This window comes from Thermogemmatispora argillosa (assembly GCF_059696725.1).
This window is the reverse complement of record NZ_AP019377.1, coordinates 312,788-329,132: the sequence shown is the minus strand read 5'-3', so window position 1 is coordinate 329,132 and position 16,345 is coordinate 312,788. Positions and strand designations below refer to the sequence as shown.

At 62.6% G+C, this 16,345-nt stretch carries 21 protein-coding genes; 15 read left to right on the top strand and 6 right to left on the bottom strand.

Features of this window, described 5'->3' with window-relative positions; all coding sequences use genetic code 11:
- Positions 1-18: 18 nt before the first annotated feature.
- Together AC6H1L_RS01335 and AC6H1L_RS01330 are read right to left on the bottom strand one after the other, a co-directional pair.
- Entirely contained in the window at positions 19-918 is a 900-nt protein-coding gene (locus tag AC6H1L_RS01335; protein WP_497599757.1) for a carbohydrate ABC transporter permease, read from the bottom strand.
- A 26-nt stretch (positions 919-944) separates the two neighbouring features.
- Positions 945-1,883: a carbohydrate ABC transporter permease gene (locus AC6H1L_RS01330; RefSeq protein WP_497599756.1), complete on the bottom strand. Its 939-nt coding sequence runs from the start codon at positions 1,881-1,883 to the stop codon at positions 945-947.
- Here AC6H1L_RS01330 and AC6H1L_RS01325 point away from each other — a divergent pair.
- Positions 1,882-2,064, top strand: a complete 183-nt coding sequence (locus AC6H1L_RS01325; protein ID WP_497599755.1) for a hypothetical protein — start codon at positions 1,882-1,884, stop codon at positions 2,062-2,064. The two genes, AC6H1L_RS01330 and AC6H1L_RS01325, sit on opposite strands and share 2 nt — an antisense overlap.
- Positions 2,065-2,074: 10 nt before the next feature.
- Here AC6H1L_RS01325 and AC6H1L_RS01320 read toward each other — a convergent pair whose 3' ends face one another.
- Positions 2,075-2,827 carry an extracellular solute-binding protein gene (locus AC6H1L_RS01320; RefSeq protein WP_497599754.1) on the bottom strand — a complete coding sequence of 251 codons (753 nt, stop codon included), beginning with the start codon at positions 2,825-2,827 and terminating at the stop codon, positions 2,075-2,077.
- Positions 2,828-2,956: 129 nt separating this feature from the next.
- Positions 2,957-3,808, bottom strand: coding sequence for a helix-turn-helix domain-containing protein (locus AC6H1L_RS01315; RefSeq protein WP_497599753.1), 852 nt, complete (start codon positions 3,806-3,808; stop codon positions 2,957-2,959).
- Positions 3,809-4,294: 486 nt separating this feature from the next.
- Here AC6H1L_RS01315 and AC6H1L_RS01310 point away from each other — a divergent pair, with 486 nt between their 5' ends.
- From AC6H1L_RS01310 to AC6H1L_RS01255, 12 genes are all read left to right on the top strand, one after another.
- Positions 4,295-4,594 carry a hypothetical protein gene (locus tag AC6H1L_RS01310; protein WP_497599752.1) on the top strand — a complete coding sequence of 100 codons (300 nt, stop codon included), beginning with the start codon at positions 4,295-4,297 and terminating at the stop codon, positions 4,592-4,594.
- 132 nt (positions 4,595-4,726) lie between these two features.
- Positions 4,727-5,476 carry a hypothetical protein gene (locus AC6H1L_RS01305; RefSeq protein ID WP_497599751.1) on the top strand — a complete coding sequence of 250 codons (750 nt, stop codon included), beginning with the start codon at positions 4,727-4,729 and terminating at the stop codon, positions 5,474-5,476.
- Between the two features lie 153 nt (positions 5,477-5,629).
- Positions 5,630-6,142, top strand: a complete 513-nt coding sequence (locus AC6H1L_RS01300) for a hypothetical protein (RefSeq protein ID WP_497599750.1) — start codon at positions 5,630-5,632, stop codon at positions 6,140-6,142.
- 225 nt (positions 6,143-6,367) lie between these two features.
- On the top strand, positions 6,368-6,940 hold the full coding sequence (locus tag AC6H1L_RS01295; protein WP_497599749.1) for a hypothetical protein: 573 nt from the start codon (positions 6,368-6,370) through the stop codon (positions 6,938-6,940).
- Positions 6,933-7,478 (top strand): hypothetical protein, encoded by a 546-nt coding sequence (locus tag AC6H1L_RS01290; RefSeq protein WP_497599748.1) that lies wholly within the window; start codon positions 6,933-6,935, stop codon positions 7,476-7,478. The genes AC6H1L_RS01295 and AC6H1L_RS01290 overlap by 8 nt, the downstream gene beginning before the upstream one ends.
- On the top strand, positions 7,475-7,729 hold the full coding sequence (locus AC6H1L_RS01285; RefSeq protein WP_497599747.1) for a hypothetical protein: 255 nt from the start codon (positions 7,475-7,477) through the stop codon (positions 7,727-7,729). The genes AC6H1L_RS01290 and AC6H1L_RS01285 overlap by 4 nt, the downstream gene beginning before the upstream one ends.
- Before the next feature lie 144 nt (positions 7,730-7,873).
- Positions 7,874-8,140 carry a hypothetical protein gene (locus AC6H1L_RS01280; protein WP_497599746.1) on the top strand — a complete coding sequence of 89 codons (267 nt, stop codon included), beginning with the start codon at positions 7,874-7,876 and terminating at the stop codon, positions 8,138-8,140.
- On the top strand, positions 8,124-9,065 hold the full coding sequence (locus tag AC6H1L_RS01275) for a sigma-70 family RNA polymerase sigma factor (RefSeq protein WP_497599745.1): 942 nt from the start codon (positions 8,124-8,126) through the stop codon (positions 9,063-9,065). The genes AC6H1L_RS01280 and AC6H1L_RS01275 overlap by 17 nt, the downstream gene beginning before the upstream one ends.
- Positions 9,040-9,480, top strand: a complete 441-nt coding sequence (locus AC6H1L_RS01270) for a hypothetical protein (protein WP_497599744.1) — start codon at positions 9,040-9,042, stop codon at positions 9,478-9,480. The genes AC6H1L_RS01275 and AC6H1L_RS01270 overlap by 26 nt, the downstream gene beginning before the upstream one ends.
- Positions 9,481-9,854: 374 nt before the next feature.
- The gene (locus AC6H1L_RS01265) at positions 9,855-10,058 is read left to right on the top strand and encodes a DUF488 family protein, N3 subclade (RefSeq protein WP_497599743.1); all 204 of its coding nucleotides are present in this window, start codon (positions 9,855-9,857) and stop codon (positions 10,056-10,058) included.
- Positions 10,059-10,125: 67 nt separating this feature from the next.
- A complete protein-coding gene (locus AC6H1L_RS01260) occupies positions 10,126-11,331 on the top strand; it encodes an RNA-guided endonuclease InsQ/TnpB family protein (RefSeq protein ID WP_497599742.1) in 1,206 nt (401 codons plus the stop codon).
- Between the two features lie 31 nt (positions 11,332-11,362).
- Positions 11,363-11,629: a hypothetical protein gene (locus AC6H1L_RS01255; protein WP_497599741.1), complete on the top strand. Its 267-nt coding sequence runs from the start codon at positions 11,363-11,365 to the stop codon at positions 11,627-11,629.
- 205 nt (positions 11,630-11,834) lie between these two features.
- Here AC6H1L_RS01255 and AC6H1L_RS01250 read toward each other — a convergent pair whose 3' ends face one another.
- Complete coding sequence (locus AC6H1L_RS01250) at positions 11,835-13,205, bottom strand: hypothetical protein (protein WP_497599740.1); 1,371 nt, start codon at positions 13,203-13,205, stop codon at positions 11,835-11,837.
- A 110-nt stretch (positions 13,206-13,315) separates the two neighbouring features.
- A complete protein-coding gene (locus tag AC6H1L_RS01245; RefSeq protein WP_497599739.1) occupies positions 13,316-14,518 on the bottom strand; it encodes an ROK family transcriptional regulator in 1,203 nt (400 codons plus the stop codon).
- Positions 14,519-14,866: 348 nt separating this feature from the next.
- On the opposite strand from AC6H1L_RS01245, the gene AC6H1L_RS01240 reads away from it, so the two are divergent.
- A complete protein-coding gene (locus AC6H1L_RS01240) occupies positions 14,867-15,205 on the top strand; it encodes a UxaA family hydrolase (RefSeq protein WP_497599738.1) in 339 nt (112 codons plus the stop codon).
- Complete coding sequence (locus tag AC6H1L_RS01235; RefSeq protein WP_497599737.1) at positions 15,187-16,344, top strand: UxaA family hydrolase; 1,158 nt, start codon at positions 15,187-15,189, stop codon at positions 16,342-16,344. Before AC6H1L_RS01240 ends, AC6H1L_RS01235 begins: the two co-directional genes overlap by 19 nt.
- Position 16,345 lies beyond the last annotated feature (1 nt).

Sequence of the window (16,345 nt, the reverse complement as noted above, 5' to 3'; positions counted from 1 at the left end):
TAACCAGCAACCTCCTTTTTAGCCTTTCAAACCACCAGCGGTCAGACCCGCAACAATGCGCCGCTCCAGCAACAGAATAAGCACGACCAGGGGCACCACCGACATAATCATCGCCGCCGAAAGAACGCCGAAGTTCGTCGTAAACTCCGTCTGGCTCAGAATCACGATCCCCACGGGCAGCGTGTACGTGGCCGTCGTCGTATAGTTCAGGGCGAACAGATATTCATTCCAGTCACCGACAAAGACAATCACCGCTGTCGTGAACAGCCCCGGGATGATCATGGGCAGCACAATGCGCACAAAGGCCCCCAGACGGCTCATCCCGTCGAGCGCTGCCGCCTCCTCATATTCAAAAGGCACTTCATGCAGGAAGGACATCAGGATCAGAATGGCCAGCGGCAAGCCGAACACAGAGTAAGGGATGATCAGCGCAAAGAGCGTTCCGATCAGATGCATGCCCTGCAGCATCATATAAAGCGGAATCACCTGGGAGAACGGAGGAAAAAGAGAGAGTGAGACGACGAAGAGCAACACCAGCCGCTTCCAGCGAAAGCGTAAGCGGGCAAAGGCATAAGCGGCCAACGTTGCCAGGACCATCGTGACCAAGGTGGAGACCAGCGAGGCCACGATGCTATTGAGATAGTAGCGCCCGATATCTCCCTGGAGGGCCTCAAGATAGCTGCTCAGCGTCGGGTGAGCTGGCCAGAGCGTCGCCGGGATTGAGGTGGTTTCCTGGGGAGTCATCAACGACGTCAGCAGCGCCCAGATCAGAGGCAGAAACTGCACAACGAGGATCACCGCGAGCACGAGATAGAGCGCTGTGCGCCGCACGACCAGCCCCAGCAACGAGCGACCCCGCCTTGGCCTTCCCGAGGAGACCTCAGTCGCCATCGTGCGAGATGTAGAGGCCAATGCCATACTTCCCTCCTTCAGTTGCGCCTCACTTATCTCGTGCTGGCGCTCATGAACATCCGCATATAGAGCGCGATAAACACCAGCGTAATAGCCGTCAGCACCACAGCAATCGTCGAGCCATAGCCAAAATCACCAAACTGCTGAATCTGGAGATAGATGTACAGCCCGAGATTCTGCGTGGCATTGCCCGGGCCGCCATTGGTAAAGGCGCTGATCAGATCGAAGGCCTGCAGCGACTCGATCGTACGCACAATCAGCGTCACCAGCAGCACTGGGCGCAGCAGTGGCAAAGTGATGCGCCAGAGAAGCTGCCAGCGTGAGGCCCCATCTACGCGCGCCGCCTCATAGACCTCGGCGGAGATGCCCTGCAGTCCAGCCAGCACCAGCAGCGCCACCAGCGAATTGGCCTTCCAGACTGCCAGCACGTAGATCAGCCAGGTCGCTAACTGGGCCGAGCCTAGCCAGACGATAGGGTGAGCCGGATTCAGCAGGCCCAGATGTTCCAGCAAGCTATTGATCAGGCCATACTGGTCATTGAACATATAGGCCCAAATCACCGAGTTCGTAGCGGTCGGAATAGCCCAGGGGAACAGGATCGCCGCGCGTGCCAGCCAACGCCCGGGAAAATGCCGATTGGCGAACAGCGCCAGCGCAGTCCCGCAGACCATCTGGCCACTCACGGTCACGATACTGTAGAGCAGCGAAAAACGCAAAGCACTCCAAAACTGGCCATCATGCAACAGGCGCAGATAATTGGCCAGGCCCGCGCCCGTTGTTCCCAGGCCGAACGAGCCTCCCTGCTGAAACGAAAACCAGAGCGTGCTTAAGACCGGGTAGACGCCCAGGGCGAGCAGGGCCAACAGCACCGGCAGGAGCATCAGCCAGGCCAATCGCTCTTCGCGGCGCTCCAGTGGACCACGAGAGCTGCTCTCTTGGGCTTTCAACAGCGGCGCCCCGATCGTTGCCATGAAACACCTCATTCTTGCTTGCTGTGTGCTTGACCAGCAGCCGTCGAGCAGTCACCAGCGTCTGCTGTGGCAAACGCGCGGAGAAGAAGAGGAAGATGGCCCGTCACACTACCTGGAGCGCCGGGGGGCGCTCTGGCGACGGCTGCCGACCCTGGCCTCTTCTCCTCCTCCAGGCGGCTGACCTGCTCACATCAGGTCAACGCCGTCACCTGCGTTTGGACGCTATTGAGGGCGTCGCTCGGATTGGCCTGGTTACTAAGCACAGAATTGATGGCTGCCTGCAGTGGGGTGGTGAACTGATTGTAGTTCTTTAAGGTTGGACGGTTCAGACCGCTATTGAGAATACTGCTGATCTGCTTGAAGAAGGGCATCTTGGCCTGGACCGAGGCATCACTGACCACATCGGGACGGCTGGGAATCAGGCCAGCGTTGATGGCCATCGACGTCTGCGTCTCCTTGCTTAGCATGTAATCGATAAAGGTCCAGGCGGCATCTTTATAGCGTGAGAAGGCGTTGATCGCCAGTACCCAGCCGCCGGTACAACCATGACCGCTATGACCAGCGGTGGCCAGCGTCGGCGCCACCCCCACCCGCCCAGCTACCTGCGAGCGCGAGGGTGTATTGGCGATCGCATAGGCAAAGACCCAGTTGCGCATAAAGGGCGCCTTGCCCTGGCTGAAGAGCGCCAGAATATCGTTGGGGGCATACGTTGAGGTGCCAGTCGGTGCCAGCCGAAACTTATAGATCAGGTCATGCATGTACTGCAAGGCATCGACCTGAAGGGGGCCATTCACCTGCAGCTTGCCTGGCTCCCCAATAGAGCCGCCGGCGCCCCAAAGGAACTCTAACCACTCATCGACAATCGCCTCAATCTTCTTGCCAGCCAGCAAATACCCATAGCTCACGCCGCGGGAAGACTCGCCGCTCAGAATGCGCTCAGCCATCGCCTGCATCTCCTCCCGCGTTTGGGGGACGCTCCCAGCATCCAATGAGCCTTTCCCGTTCAATGCGTTGCTGAGTAATGTGCTGGGCACGGTGCTCAGTGCCTATAATCGCTGCCGGTGAGGTTCGCATCAAGGGCTGTCGTGAGGGACTGCTGTTGAGAGGATATGCCTGTACTCGGTGGCCAGGGGGCTTTCGGCTGTGGTGATATCTAGTTCGAAAGCAATTCTGTTGCCTATTCGATTGATCTCTCGGAAGCCTGCGTGACGTAGGATTGCTATTCCTGTTGGGGTGGCGCTGGTTGCGTAAAACTTCCTGATCACTACTGATTGCTTGGCCAGATCCTCAAGGAAGTTCATGAGTCCACTAATCAGCCTCGCTCCATACATTGCACGCCTGGATGGCGGAACATCAGGCGTTGTTCCCATGCCCATGATGATGCAGGATAGTTCCTCGCCTGGTTTGAAAGGCAGCACATCCTCTGGCTTAATATCCCATCCTCGAATGCGTCCTTGGAGGAAGTCTTTGATTGCTGTCTCTTGGCATGGCAGGAGATTAAGGAAGCCGACGACTCGACCGTGGTCCAGAACAATGAGGTCAAGATCGGGGTTCCTGGCTAACCAGGCTCGCCGTGTCTCTAGGGAGTGGACTGCGCTCCCAAAAAGTAATGTGGCAAGCTCGTGCTCTTGGAGGAGGTCTTCCTCTGTTCTGGCGTGTCTGACCTGGATGCCTGTATCCTCATCGTAGGTCATGAAAGCCAGTAGCTCTCGTGCCAGCCGGTCGATCTCGGTTTTGAGATAGTATCCTTGTTCTCCCCCAGGTGGGATAAATTTTCGAATTCTCCCCGTCCTGACCAGATAGTTAAAACGATTCTTGTTGATTCCAAGTCGTTCCATAGCCTCCTTCGCAGTGTAGTAGTTCTTTTTATAGTTGATTTTCATGGGGCCTCCATCAAGTCTCAGTAGTTGTTTTGATATTACCACAGCTTTCCGCTTTTGCCAATCTCCAGCTTTGTCCACTGGGGGCAATGTTGGCCAGATTAAACTCTTGACAAATATTGATCTTTCTGATATATTCATCTTAGTAAACTTTCTAATCTTGATAACCCGAGGTAGCTGTAGGTTTCGGGTGTGCCTGCTGGTGCAGGCTTCTACGAGCACCTTAACATCGTGTATTTGCTGTCTATTGGCAGGAGTCGGGTGTCTGGAAGTCAGGTGGTGTGGGGAGGGAAGGATAGGCTGGCGGATTGGAGTGGTGGGGTCCATGTCGTACCAGGGTACTGATCCGCTGGGGACACCTGGCCGAGACTCTGCCTGCTTTGTACTTTCCGTGCTGCCGGAGCGGTCTTTCCTCGATCTGTGTCCTCAGTTGGCAGATGATTGCTCTTTCGTTGGATAATGTTTTCTTCTTGTTGCGGGCTAGCGGATTGTATTCGTTCTTCGTTCCCTCCTGGGAGGTGTCTTGTTGTGATGTCTTTGTCTCGACACTACTCCTCTGCCCGCCGCAGACGACGGTCTCAAACGCCGGTCTCGCCCAGGCAGGCCTATGCACGCCAGGTTTTGCAGGCTCGTCGGCTGTGTGGGCACACGGTGCTTGTCCCCTTCCCTGTTGGCCTTCACCCTGATGGAACCCCAGCGTTCCGCCAGCGGCGGGGGGTCGTTACCGCGGTTTCCCCCGATGGCTGCGTCCGGGTCCGCTTCGACGATGACCACGAGCGCCATTTCGGTGTGGTCTTTGCTTTGCAGTCCTTCCGGGTACTTTCCGCCTGACCTGCTCCCCTGTGTGGTCTCTGCCAGGCTGATGGCGACGCTTGTCGCCTCGTGTCGTCTCTCTGTTTCCCTCCGCTGCTTTCTGGCTGTTGTCTGTCTCGTCTCGGTTTCTTGTTCCCAAGGAGGCACCCTATGGTATCCGATCAACCGTTCTCTCCTGCCTCACCCCAGCCAGCCGCTCAGCAGTCCTGGTGGCTCTGGTGGCGTGGACGCGTCTGGGAGCCCTGTGAACTGCAGGAACCCCTGCGGCTCTGTGGCACTGATCCTGCTGTCTTCCAGGAGCCAGCGCAGGTGCTCCTCCATCCCGCACCTCCTCCCCCAGAAGAGCCTCTTGTGCCCCTGCGCAAGGCCCTTACTGTCCTGTTCCGCTTCGTCCTGAAGGAGGGTGATCCCTTCCCGTTCTTCCAGCCACAGCACACGGCAGATGATTGGCACCTGGCGGGGCGGCTCTTCTACGACTTCGGAGGCTTCCCCTGGACGGATGCCTTGCTCTTCGCCCAGAGGCGCGTGGCGGAGCTGCTGCCCCTGTCCTCGTTTGAGCCCCAGTGTGAGCTGAGAACGTTGAGGACGGCTTTTCTGGCCGGGTTTGTCGCTCGGTTCCTGGAAGTATGGCGGGTGCCGCCTCGGTATTGCCCGCTGGAGTTCCCTGCGGGGGTCTTCCTCCAGGAGGTCCCCCTGGTCCCTGGCACTCCCTCGCCTCAGTCTTCCACGTTATCGGAAGCAGCAGATCGAGCAGCGGTAGCGCTTCCAACTCGTCAGGGCTGGCTCCTCTGCCTCTCCCGGCAGTCTCCTCAGCGCTATGTGGTCTGCTCTCCCCCACCTGCTCCTGAAGCCGTCCGGGTCGATCTGGCCGTGCTGGATCGCCCGTACCCCTGGTGGTAGGAGGACCGGCCAGCAAGCCGGGTGCTCCTGCGGCCGGGGAGGTCAGTCAGGCAATCCGCTTCAGTGGACCTGCCTGCCTGCCTGACTGACCCACCCTTGCTCTCCATCCAGGTCCTCTGCTCGTGGTCTTCCCGGTATGAAGGGAGCATCGTTATGGAACGGTATGCCGCTCATGGGTCTGCCTCTGACCCAGTGGGGGAGGCCCGGGACACGCCAGCGTCGCCAGACTCCCTGGACGTGTTGCTGACTAAAGTCGAGGCCTTGCTCCGGCGTCCGGGCCGCCTCTACTGGATTGGGGCTTCCCCCGCCCTGCCTCCTCTCTGGTTCTTCTGGCCCCCGTGGTTCACTACTGCTCGGCGGGGGCGCTTTCTGGAGACCCGCCGGGCCTACCTGCAAGCCCTGCGGGCTGTCCTGGCACGGGTCACCCGATGGCGCCAGGCTCCTGATCCGCGTCTGCGGGCTGAGGCCTCCCGACTGGAGGAACGGCTACGAGACGAACTCCAGGAGCGGCTGCTCTGGTACCAGATCCGGCCAGGGCCGACCTGGCCCCCCTGGGATGAGCAGACCCGCTCGTCCCCGCCGCGTCGATGGGCACCGGCGTCGACATCCTCTCCCACTGTCAGCCGGCCTGTATCGCCCGCCCGCTCGGTGCCACGAGGGAGGTGATCCCCCGGCTACGCTCTCCCGTTCCCGTTGTCCGGGTTGCTGTGCGTCTCCTTATTCTGTCTGCGAGAGGAGGCTTTCCTCGTGTCATGACCGCTTCTGCTTCTTCCCATTCTGAGGCTTCTGCTATTCCGCCCTGAGCCAGTCGCCTGCGGCGCGTGAGGTCCCCCGCTGTGCCGGTGGAGCCACCGTTCCGGGAGGAACCGCGGGGGGCTGCTGCGAGCGTTCTTGGGAACAGCCGTCGGTCCTCCCGTCCGTCCGTCCGTGCTGCGCGGGCGGCTGCGGGCTGCCCTCAGTCTCGGGGCTGGGATGCTGCTGGCTCTGTGCTGGCTTGGGTGGCTTGGCCCTACACTGAGTACCTGGTGGCAGCAGCAGCAGGCGCAGTACACCTACGGGACGGCCCGTGTCAGCCAGCTTGACGTGGTTGAGCACGGCCAGGTCCATCACCTGCTGGGGCAAGACTGGCATGGGACCATCCTGGTGGTGGAGATCATCGCGTCGGCCCCGGCATCGGGATCGGGGGCCTCGGGGCCTGGGTCAGTGGCTGCGCGCCTGTGTACTTTTCCCCATGTCGTCCAGGAAGCCCCAGGCGAGCCGCCGCGGGTGGTGACCCTGCAGGTGCTCTCGGCTGCGAGCCAGCCTCCGGTGATCCAGGTCCAGGTGGAGGGCGTGCCCTTCGTGCTCACCTGTCACCTGACGGCGGCGGCCAGCCCGCACCTTGCCGTCACGCGTCTGACGCTGGTGCAGCCGGGGGAGGACCAGTGGCCTGCTCCCGCGGAGAGGAGGGGAACCCATGCCTGAGACAGCAGGGTCTCTCGCGCCCGCGGGTCGTTTGCCGGAGCTCCCTGCCCCTGCTGCCCCCTGGCCGTGTTGGGTGGTCTGGCTCTCCCAGGCCATCCAACAGGTCGGGGCCTACGAGGTCCCCCTGTCCGCAGGTCAGCTACGGCAGCTCGTCGACGGGCTGGCTGCTCTGGCAGCACGGCTGGAGACAGAGGCCACCTGTGCCCTAGACCAGCAGCGGCGAACCCGCGCCGGCATGCAGGCAAAGGCCTTCCTCCATCGTCAGTATCTGCGCCTCTCAGCGGCCAGTCAGCAGTGTGATGAGGCTCGCTTGCTGGTGGGGACCCTGGCCCAGCGGGTCAGCCGCGAGCAGCTTGCTCGCCTGCCCCACCGGCATCGGCCCGGGGTCAGTGGCCCGGATCGGTTACGCCAGCAGGTGCGGCAGCAGCTCGTGAGCCTACGGGCGGCTCTGGAACGGCTGGGGAGCAGCTCCCGTCCCGGGGGCGTCGTCAGCCATCTCGCGGGTTCTGCTTCGCTGGAAGGAGGTGAGCACCGATGAGCTTGGCGCGGGCAGGCCGGTTCCCTGCAGGCACCTGGTTACTGTACGAGCGGCCTGGCGGGCTGAAAGTCGCCGTCATTGTCCAGCCAGCAGGGCCATGGCATGACGAGCCGATGCGTGCGGTCCTGATCCTGGATGGGCTGACCGGCAGTGAGATTGAGGCCCTGATCCGCCTGCTGGGACTGGCCCCCTTCGCCGAATGGGCGCCAGCCAGTCCCGCTGACACCCAAGCCTTCTTTGGGGTGGAATAAGCGCCTGCCATTCCCTGCTCCTGGGACCTGGCCCGCCAGCCCGGCTGCCCGAATGCCCGGGCTGGCTTTCCTGACAGTTCGTTGCTTGCGTGTCTTGGGCGTGTCGCAGTGCCTGACGCTGCCACGCCAGGAAGGAGGACGATCATGCAGTGGATCCGAGCGCTCGTGCATCGAACGGTGACGCACCCTGAGCGTTCCCTGCGCCGATTGGAACGACAGATTGCTGCTTACCAGGCCCGCCAGGCCCATCTGGAGGCGGCGATTCAACAGCTCTGTGCCCAACATCTGGCGGTCCAGCTCCAACTGCGCCGCCAGCAACGGCAGCACTCTCGTCCCCAGGCTCCTCGGACAGAGGCCCCTGGCCCGATCCCACTGCTTTCCCCAGGAGGTTCCCATGCTCCCATCAGCTAACCCCCGTCCTGTCCGAGCTGGGAGGGCAGCTTCCAGCCCCCATATCGCCCCCCGCCGCGGGACCGTGGTCCCGAGTGACCCCTTGCACCCGGTCCATCTGTACCTGGAAGATCTAGGGGCTTTCCCCAGACCCGACCCAGACAGCCCCCTGCCTGTGGCTGATCCGGGGAGAGCGCCGGGCACGGCCCTGGTGGAGCGCAACCTGCGTCTGGTGGTCAGTGTGGCCCGGACTTACGCTCCCCTGCTGAGGGCAGGCAGACTCTCCCTCGACCTGGCCGATCTGATCCAGGCAGGGAACCTGGGCCTGCTAGAGGCTGCCAGGCGCTATGATCCGGGACGGGGCTACCGGTTCAGCACGTACGCCGTCTGGTGGATCAGGCTGGCGATCTGTCAGGCCATCTGGGAGGCGGATACGATCCGTCTCCCCAGCACGATGCGGACCCGTCTGCCTACTCGTTCCGCCGAGGGAACAGACGAGGCCCGGGGTGCGGTCCCCGGTGCCCAAGCGGTGCCTCGGGCCGTCTCCCTGGAGGCGCTAACCCGAGAAGAGCGCAGACAGATCCTGGTCCTGCCCGACCCGACAAGGAGCGACCCCGCAGCGATCGTCTGTAGGCAGCACGAGGCCCAGGAACGACGGCGCTGGCTGGAGGAAGCGATGCAGCGGGTCCTCTCCCCCCGAGAACGCGCCGTGCTGCGCGCTCTCCTGGAGCCGGGAGACCGCTGGCATCCGGTCACCCTGGGGGAGGTAGCCCGCACCCTGGGCCTCCACCGCGAGAGCGTTCGACAGCTCCGGGACCGTGCTCTAAGCCGTCTCCGAGCTGCCTGGCTGGCAGACAGCCAGCGTGAGACCAACCCCGAGCGAAACCAGTGCTGTTCACCAGAGCAAGGAGGAAGCAGCCATGACCCTGCCTTGGTCCGAGTATGACCCAGTCCCTAGCCCCATCACCCTGTCCAACCTGCTGACCAGCCTCCTGAGCCTGCTGACAAAGGAGGAATGCGTCCGGCTCTATGGCCGGCTCAGCCTGACTCTGAGCATCAAGGCCTGGCCGATGACCCCCGAGAGCGTCACGCGCGAGGCCTGCCTCAAGCAGGCGGTACCCATCCTGCTGGCCTACGGCTTCGAGCAAGGGTGGGGAACAGCCCTGGCCGCGGTAGACGAGCTGCGGCGCCACCACCCCGTCACCAAGAGCATGCTCCTGGAGCAGGACAGGCAAGCCCTGATCCGCTCCTGGGACCACCGGATCGAACGCGTGCTGCAGGCACTGGAGCACGAGGAGGCAGCCCAGCCCGTGCACCAGCAGGACCCAGTCCAGCCCCCAGAGGGAGCCACCGACCAGTAAGGAGCAGGCACAAGCGTCACCCGCTCTGGGAGCGGGGAAAGGAGATCCCCACGAGAGGCAGCCCAGCCTTCGTACCCTTCCCCGCTCCCGAAGCTGAGGCCAGCCGTCTGCCGGCTCCCGCACGAGCGGAAGACAAGACCAGAGAGGAAGGACTAGCCCATGCCAGGAACCCTCTACAGCATCGGCTACGGAAGCCGCCAGGGGCGGCAGGAACTCGCCCAACTGATGCGAAAGCAGCCGACCTGGCTGCTCGCGGACGTGCGGCTGATCCCTTGCTCAGCGATCCCTGGCGACACAGGGACAGCGCTGAGCAGGCGCTACCCTGGTCGCTCCCAACACCTGCCCGCCTTGGGCAATCGGCGAGACCAGCAGGCATGGAGACAGCGCCCCCGAGGAAGAACGCAGGACCAGCCCGACAGGAGATCGAGATCGCGGACCTGGAACGCGGCCTGCAACAGCTCCAGCGCTTGCTGCAGGACCACGATGTGATCCTGCTCTGCGGCTGTCCGCAGGAAGAGATCTGCCATCGGCGCGTGATCCGAAGCGCTTTGCTCTGGGAAACCAGGTCCCAGCCATGACCGAAACGAACGGGCAGAGGAAGAATACTGGAAGTGGAGAGAGCGTGAGAAGGAAGGAGGTGAACCCATGCAGGTGCAGCGGACGATTCCGCTGCTGCTACCAGCCGACGAGGACCTGCGTCGCACGCTGGCGGTGTTCCAGGCGGTGCAGCAGCAGCTCTCGGCCCCTTGCTTCAACGAGGGCCGGCCCCTCTCTGCCGTGGCCTTGCAGCGGGCCTGCTACCACGAGGTAAAGGGCCAGCTCAACGCGCAGATGACCTGTACGGCCATTCGGCTGGTGGCTGCCGCCTACCAGAGTGCATCGAGCCACCGCCGTCCGCCACAGCGCCCGTTCCAGTTCCGGCGCAGACGGGCCCTGTTCCTGATCGGACAGCGGGGACGGGATGCCCGGCTGTGCCCCGATGGCACGCTCTCGATCTGGACAGTGGCCGGACGCAAGCGGCTCCCCTACCGCGTGCCGGAAGCGTTTCAGCAGCGGCTGGCCCAGGCCAAGACCATCGATAGCCTCACGGTCCTGGAACGCGATGGGCAGCTCATCGGACGACTGACGATTACCCTGGAGGGGCCGGACCCACAGCCGTTGCCGGGGGCGGATGAGGCAGCACGCAGCAGCCAGATCGTGGGAATCGACCTGAACGAGACGAATGCGCTAGTGGCGGTAGACGGACAGGAGCGGGTGCTCTTTGTGAGCGGGAAGGCGGTGAAGGTCCGCAATCGACGGACTGCGAAGACGCGGGCACGACTGCAGCGGAAGCTGGCGGCCCGGAAGGCACAGCACCGGGACACGCGTAGTGTCAGGCGAGTGCTGAAACGGCTTGGCCGCCAGCAACGACACCGCACCCAGACCTTCGCACAAACGGTGGCCAAACGGCTGGCGGAGTGGGTTCCTGCGGGGGCGGTGCTGGTCTTCGAGCGACTGCAAGTGCCCCCACCAGAACACGGGCAGATCCGAGGGAAGGCGCTGCGGCGGCGGCTCGCGTTGTGGCAGCGGGGGCTGATCCGGCGCTGGGTCGAGCAGCAGGCACAGGAGCGAGGGCTGCACGTTGTGGACGTGAACCCGGCCTACACGAGCCAGATCTGTTCGCGCTGCGGGCAACGGGGGAACCGCCGTCGCCATGCCTTCACCTGCCCGCACTGTGGCTTCCAGGAGCACGCCGACATCAATGCCGCACGCAACATTCGGGATCGCTGTACTGTCCTGCGGGGCAGTGGGCTGCTGTCAACCAGCCCCGAAGCCCGGGCCGACGAGGCTGCGGGCAAGCCCCTGGCCTGAGCCGGGGGTCGTTGATGTGGATTTTACCGGCATGCAGATCGTTGAAGCGCTTGATCTCCGCGGTCTGCTCGCCAGTAGTGTCCACCAGGGCAGCGAATTGGATGGTCACCGGGCCACTCGTGGAAGCCGGTGCACCACCGCAGGCGGCCAGCCAGGTGCCAAGCGCAGTCACTCCAACGCTGGCCTTAATCCCCTGGCTCAGCAGCCTGCGCCGCGAGAGCGTGGGAGGGCTGACCTGGCTCGGCTCTACCTCAAGCCGGGGAGCGAGACCGTGCGCTGGTCCCTTCTCAGAGCGTGAAAGCTGCAACTGCAGAGCATCTTCGTTGACTGCCATCTGACATACCGACCTTTCTTTTAGGCTTGGCGCAAGACGAGTCTAGGGAAGGAAGAGGAAGGCATTTCCCGCCAATGGCCGGTGTGGGCGCAAAAAAGAGCGGGATAGAGCAGGCCTATGCTGCGCACCTGCTTGCCCCCCTGGCGTGCCAGTCACCGGTGTGGCACACCTAGAGCGCAACTCTCTCGATCGCTAGCAGCTCTGCCAGGGCCTCAAGCGCCTCTGCCTGATGACCCGCAACAAAAGCGACATGGTGCTCCCAGCCACCCGCAATGAGCGTGTCGAGTACCTGCCGGGCATGGCAGGTAGGACGGAAAACCGCTGTATTCCCCGCGAAGCGATTGACCGGCTCGTCCAACAGCTCGCCTTCGACATACAGCAGGCGATAGCCGCCTGCCCCAACCCCGAGGCGCGCAAGTGTCGCAGGTCCGGGGCGGATAGCAAAATCGCCCGCGACACCGATCCGACGATTGCAGTGGAGCGTCAGCGGAATCTCCTCGCCGGGGCGTGCCAGACAGGCGGGCGCATTGCCGCAGTGCCAAAGCCAGAGGGCACCCCTCTGCTCATTGAGGGCGACAACATCGGCCAGCAGCGGTGCTGCGCCACTGAGCCACTGGAGCATCAACAACGTCACGGCCCCGTGCAGATCGGCTTCGCAAGCGCAAACGAAGCCATCGTCGGCCAGCCGACCTAGCGTAGCACAGGGCATGAGGCCGAAATCTTGGGGAAACTCTGGCCAGCAGCGTACAGCCAGCCCATCCAGGTGCTGTTCCTCGAGTAGCGCGCGCAAGGCTACATAGGCGGCCCCAAAGCGCTGAACCTCCTCCGAGCGCAGCGCTTGCAGACTGGGAGAGCGCCTCTGCGTCGAAGCAATGACCTCGGCAACAGCACTGGCTGGCGCCTGGCTGGCCGCCTTGAAGACCTGGGCGAGATCGATCCGGCTCACGGTGGTCCCGATCACCCGGGCTAGCTCCAGCTCGTCGAACTGACAGCTATAGAAGCCAGTAGGAGCCTCGCCGACAAGACCAAGGCGGCTCGTCCGCAGGCGCTTGCGGGTGGCCGCAGCGCGCGCTAAGGCCCTGAGCGGCGCAAACAGACCGGCTTCGCCCGGATCACCGTAGATGTAGCGCACGACTCTGCCTGCTTTGTGAAGAGCATAGGCCGCCAGATGGGCGCCGCAGAGCGAATTGAGCCAGAGCCGCTCACCGGGCGACCCCGGCTCGCGCAAGGCCCAGAGACAGACGGGGGCGTCGATGTGGGAGGCCAGCTCCACAGCCATGCTGGCGTCGCTGAAAGTAGCGCACAGCAACACGAGGACATCTGGCGCTCGCTCTTTGAGGCCTAGCGCATACTGGCGCGCACTCTGGGCATCCATAAGCAGCGTGGCATCGCCGTAGACAGGCCAACTCTCCTGCTGCAGGGCTGCCAGTGCCTGCCTGGCCATGTCCCCGGCATAATCGACCGCGAAGGTTGGACGCGCGATACAGGCCAGGGCCAGGACAGGCAGAGGCCTTTCGCGTCTATTCTCTATGTTCATCATGACTGTTCTACTTCGCTTACTGTGCCTTGACAGAGGCTGATCGCGGCTGCCTGAGCCTCCTCGCAAAGGCAAGCCGCTGCAAGCGCCCCGACTTGCACGCAAGGGGCAAGCTAGCGCTCGCGGCCGGCGGCGCGCAACACCAACGCTTCCAGCGCCACACTGGCCGCTCCAATGATGCCAGCGTCCTCCCCGAAGGTAGGAGCCACCAGCTCTACAGACTCATCCTTTGTCAGAAAGGCGCGCTGGTGTAGACAGGTGCTGACGGCGGAGAAGAAGAGATCGCCAGCCGCGGCTATGGCTCCGTGCAGCACAATCCGGCTCGGATTAAAGATGTCAGTCAAAGTAGATAGGGCGATGCCCAGCGATTCGCCACAGGTGCGCACAACAGCGCAGGCTGCCTGGTCTCCCTCGCGGGCAAGCAGCGCCAGCCGACGTACCGCCTCCTTCGGGCTGGAGGCTTCCGCAAGGCTGCCAAGACCCTGCGCGCTGGCCAGGCGCACAATGGCTGGCTCCGCCGCGACCGTCTCCAGGCAGCCGCGATTGCCACAGGCGCAGCGCTCACCCGCCGGATCAACAGTGATGTGCCCGATCTCGCCAGCACTGCCGTGGGCTCCACGGTAGGGCTGACCATTGACGATCAGACCAGAACCGATACCAGTGCCAACGTAGACAAAGGCGAAATCGGGCCAGAAGCGCCCTTGACCGAGCAGGGCCTCACCCAGAGCCATTGCCCGGACATTGTTTTCAATGGCAACGGGCGACCCCAGCCGCTTGGCCAGCAGCTCGGCCAGGGGAACCTTTTCCCATCCCAGGCTCGGGGCACGCTTCACAAGACCACGTTCGCTGTCAACCAGACCAACCACGCCGGCCCCAATCCCGATCAGGGAGGCTTGCGTATATCCGGTTTCAGCAAGCAGCTCTTGTAGCTGTTGCTCAATCAGTGTCACCGTCTCCTCGGGACTGATAGGCCGCGGTGTGCTGACCTGGCGGCGCGCCAGCACTCGCCCGCGCAGCGTGCACAGGGCAATGCGGATGGCGCTGACTCCTTGATGAATGGCCCCGATAATGGGAGCCTCTTCCGGCAGATCGAGCAGAATGGCGCTCGCCCCCACACGCTTGCCGCGCTGCGTCCCCACCTCTCTGAGAAGGCCGTCCTCGATGAGTTCGCGCGTGATGTGGCTGATGGCCGCGGCGGTTAGCCCGATGCGCTGCGCCAGATCAATCCGCGCCAGCGGTCCCTCGCGTACAATCGTGCGCAAAGCCTGCTCTCGGTTCACCTCGCGTAGCCCGTGCCGCGTCAGACTAATGCTCATCTCTCCTCCTCGCACCACGCCTTTAAATTGATTTAGTTAATTAATTTGAAGCTCTGTCCAAGACTATACCCGGCGAAGGCGCCCCTGTCAAGAGGGAGGAGCGTCATCAGCAACAGCCAGGAGCACAACTTGCCTTAGCGGAAAGGCTCGCGGGTCTCGCCCCTTGACATCCGCCTCAGCGGCGACTATACTCCTCAGCGTGTGGTCATACCTCCTACCTCTTGGACGAGAGGGAGCAGAGGGTGGCTTGCCGGGAACGGTCCAGAGGTACCCGGCCTAAAAGCTGAAGACTTTCCAGGCTATGCGATCCTGGGCAGAGAGGACAAAGAAAGCAGGAGCGTCATCAACATGAGTCATAGTGACAGTCAGGCCCAGCAGGTGCAACAAAGCAGAGCGACGGCGCCTGATTTTCTCATTCACAACGAAGGCGACCACGTCGCCGTCGCCGTACAGGATATCCAACCTGGTCGTCACACCGCCGTCTACATGGACAGCGAGCGTGAAGTGACCATTACCGTCCTTGAAGCGATCCCCCTGGGGCACAAAGTAGCCCTCAGCGATCTCAAAGAAGGGGAGGCAGTGATCGAATATGGCCTGCCGATTGGGCTGGCGCGCCAGCCTATTCAAGCGGGCCAGCATGTACACATCCACAACATCAGGAGCGCGCGATGGCAGAACAGCATCTAAGCGGCTACCGTCGTCCCGACGGACGTGTTGGCATTCGCAACCATGTCGTGATTCTCCCTGTTGATGACCTCTCGAACGCCGTTTGCGAGGCAGTGGCGCGCACCGTTCCCGGAACGCTGGCCTTGCCCCATGCCTACGGGCGACTACAATACGGCCCTGATCTCGAATTGACCTTTCGTACCTTAACAGGGACCGGAGCCAACCCCAACGTCGCGGCAGCGGTCGTCATCGGCATCGAACCGAACTGGACCCAGCGCATCGTTGATGGCATTGCCGCCAGCGGCAAACCAGTTGAAGGCTTCTCTATCGAACGCTTTGGCGACCTGAGAACGCTGGAGAGAGCGGCCCGAGTGGCTCAGCTGATGCTACAAGATGCCTCAGAACTGCGCCGTGAGCCACTGGAGCGCGAAGAAATCATCATCAGCATCAAATGCGGCGAATCCGATACCACCACAGGACTGGCCTCCTGCCCAACGGTAGCCCAGGTTGTAGACCGTCATGTCTTAGCGGGGGGCACGGTGATCTTTGGCGAGACCTCCGAGTTAACAGGCGGCGAGCACTTAATTGCTCAGCGCTGCATCGATGAGACGGTGCGAGCCCGCTTTCTGGCCATGTATGAGGACTACATTCGTGAAATCGAGGCCAGTGGCGCCAATTTGCTAGGCTCGCAGCCGACGCAGGGCAACATCCGCGGCGGCCTGAGCACCATTGAGGAGAAGGCCCTTGGCAACATTGCCAAAACCGGCACCGTGCCGGTCGTGGATGCTTTAGAGCCAGCCCAGGCGCCGACCAGGCGCGGCCTCAATTTTATGGATTCCTCATCGGCGGCTGCCGAATTCATCACGCTCATGGGGGCGGCGGGGGCCGTAGTGCATTTGTTCCCCACGGGGCAGGGCAATATTGTGGGGCATCCGATTGTCCCTGTGATTAAGATTACAGCCAATCCTCTGACAGCAGAGACAATGGCCGAACACATCGATCTCGATGTCTCGGGGCTGCTTCGGCGGGAATATGGGCTGCGCGAAGCTGGAGACCGCCTGTTGGCCCTCATCGATCGCACCATCAATGGCCGGCTGACCTGTGCGGAAGCCCTGGGCCACCGCGAATTTGTCCTGACGAAGCTCTATCGCAGCGCCTGAC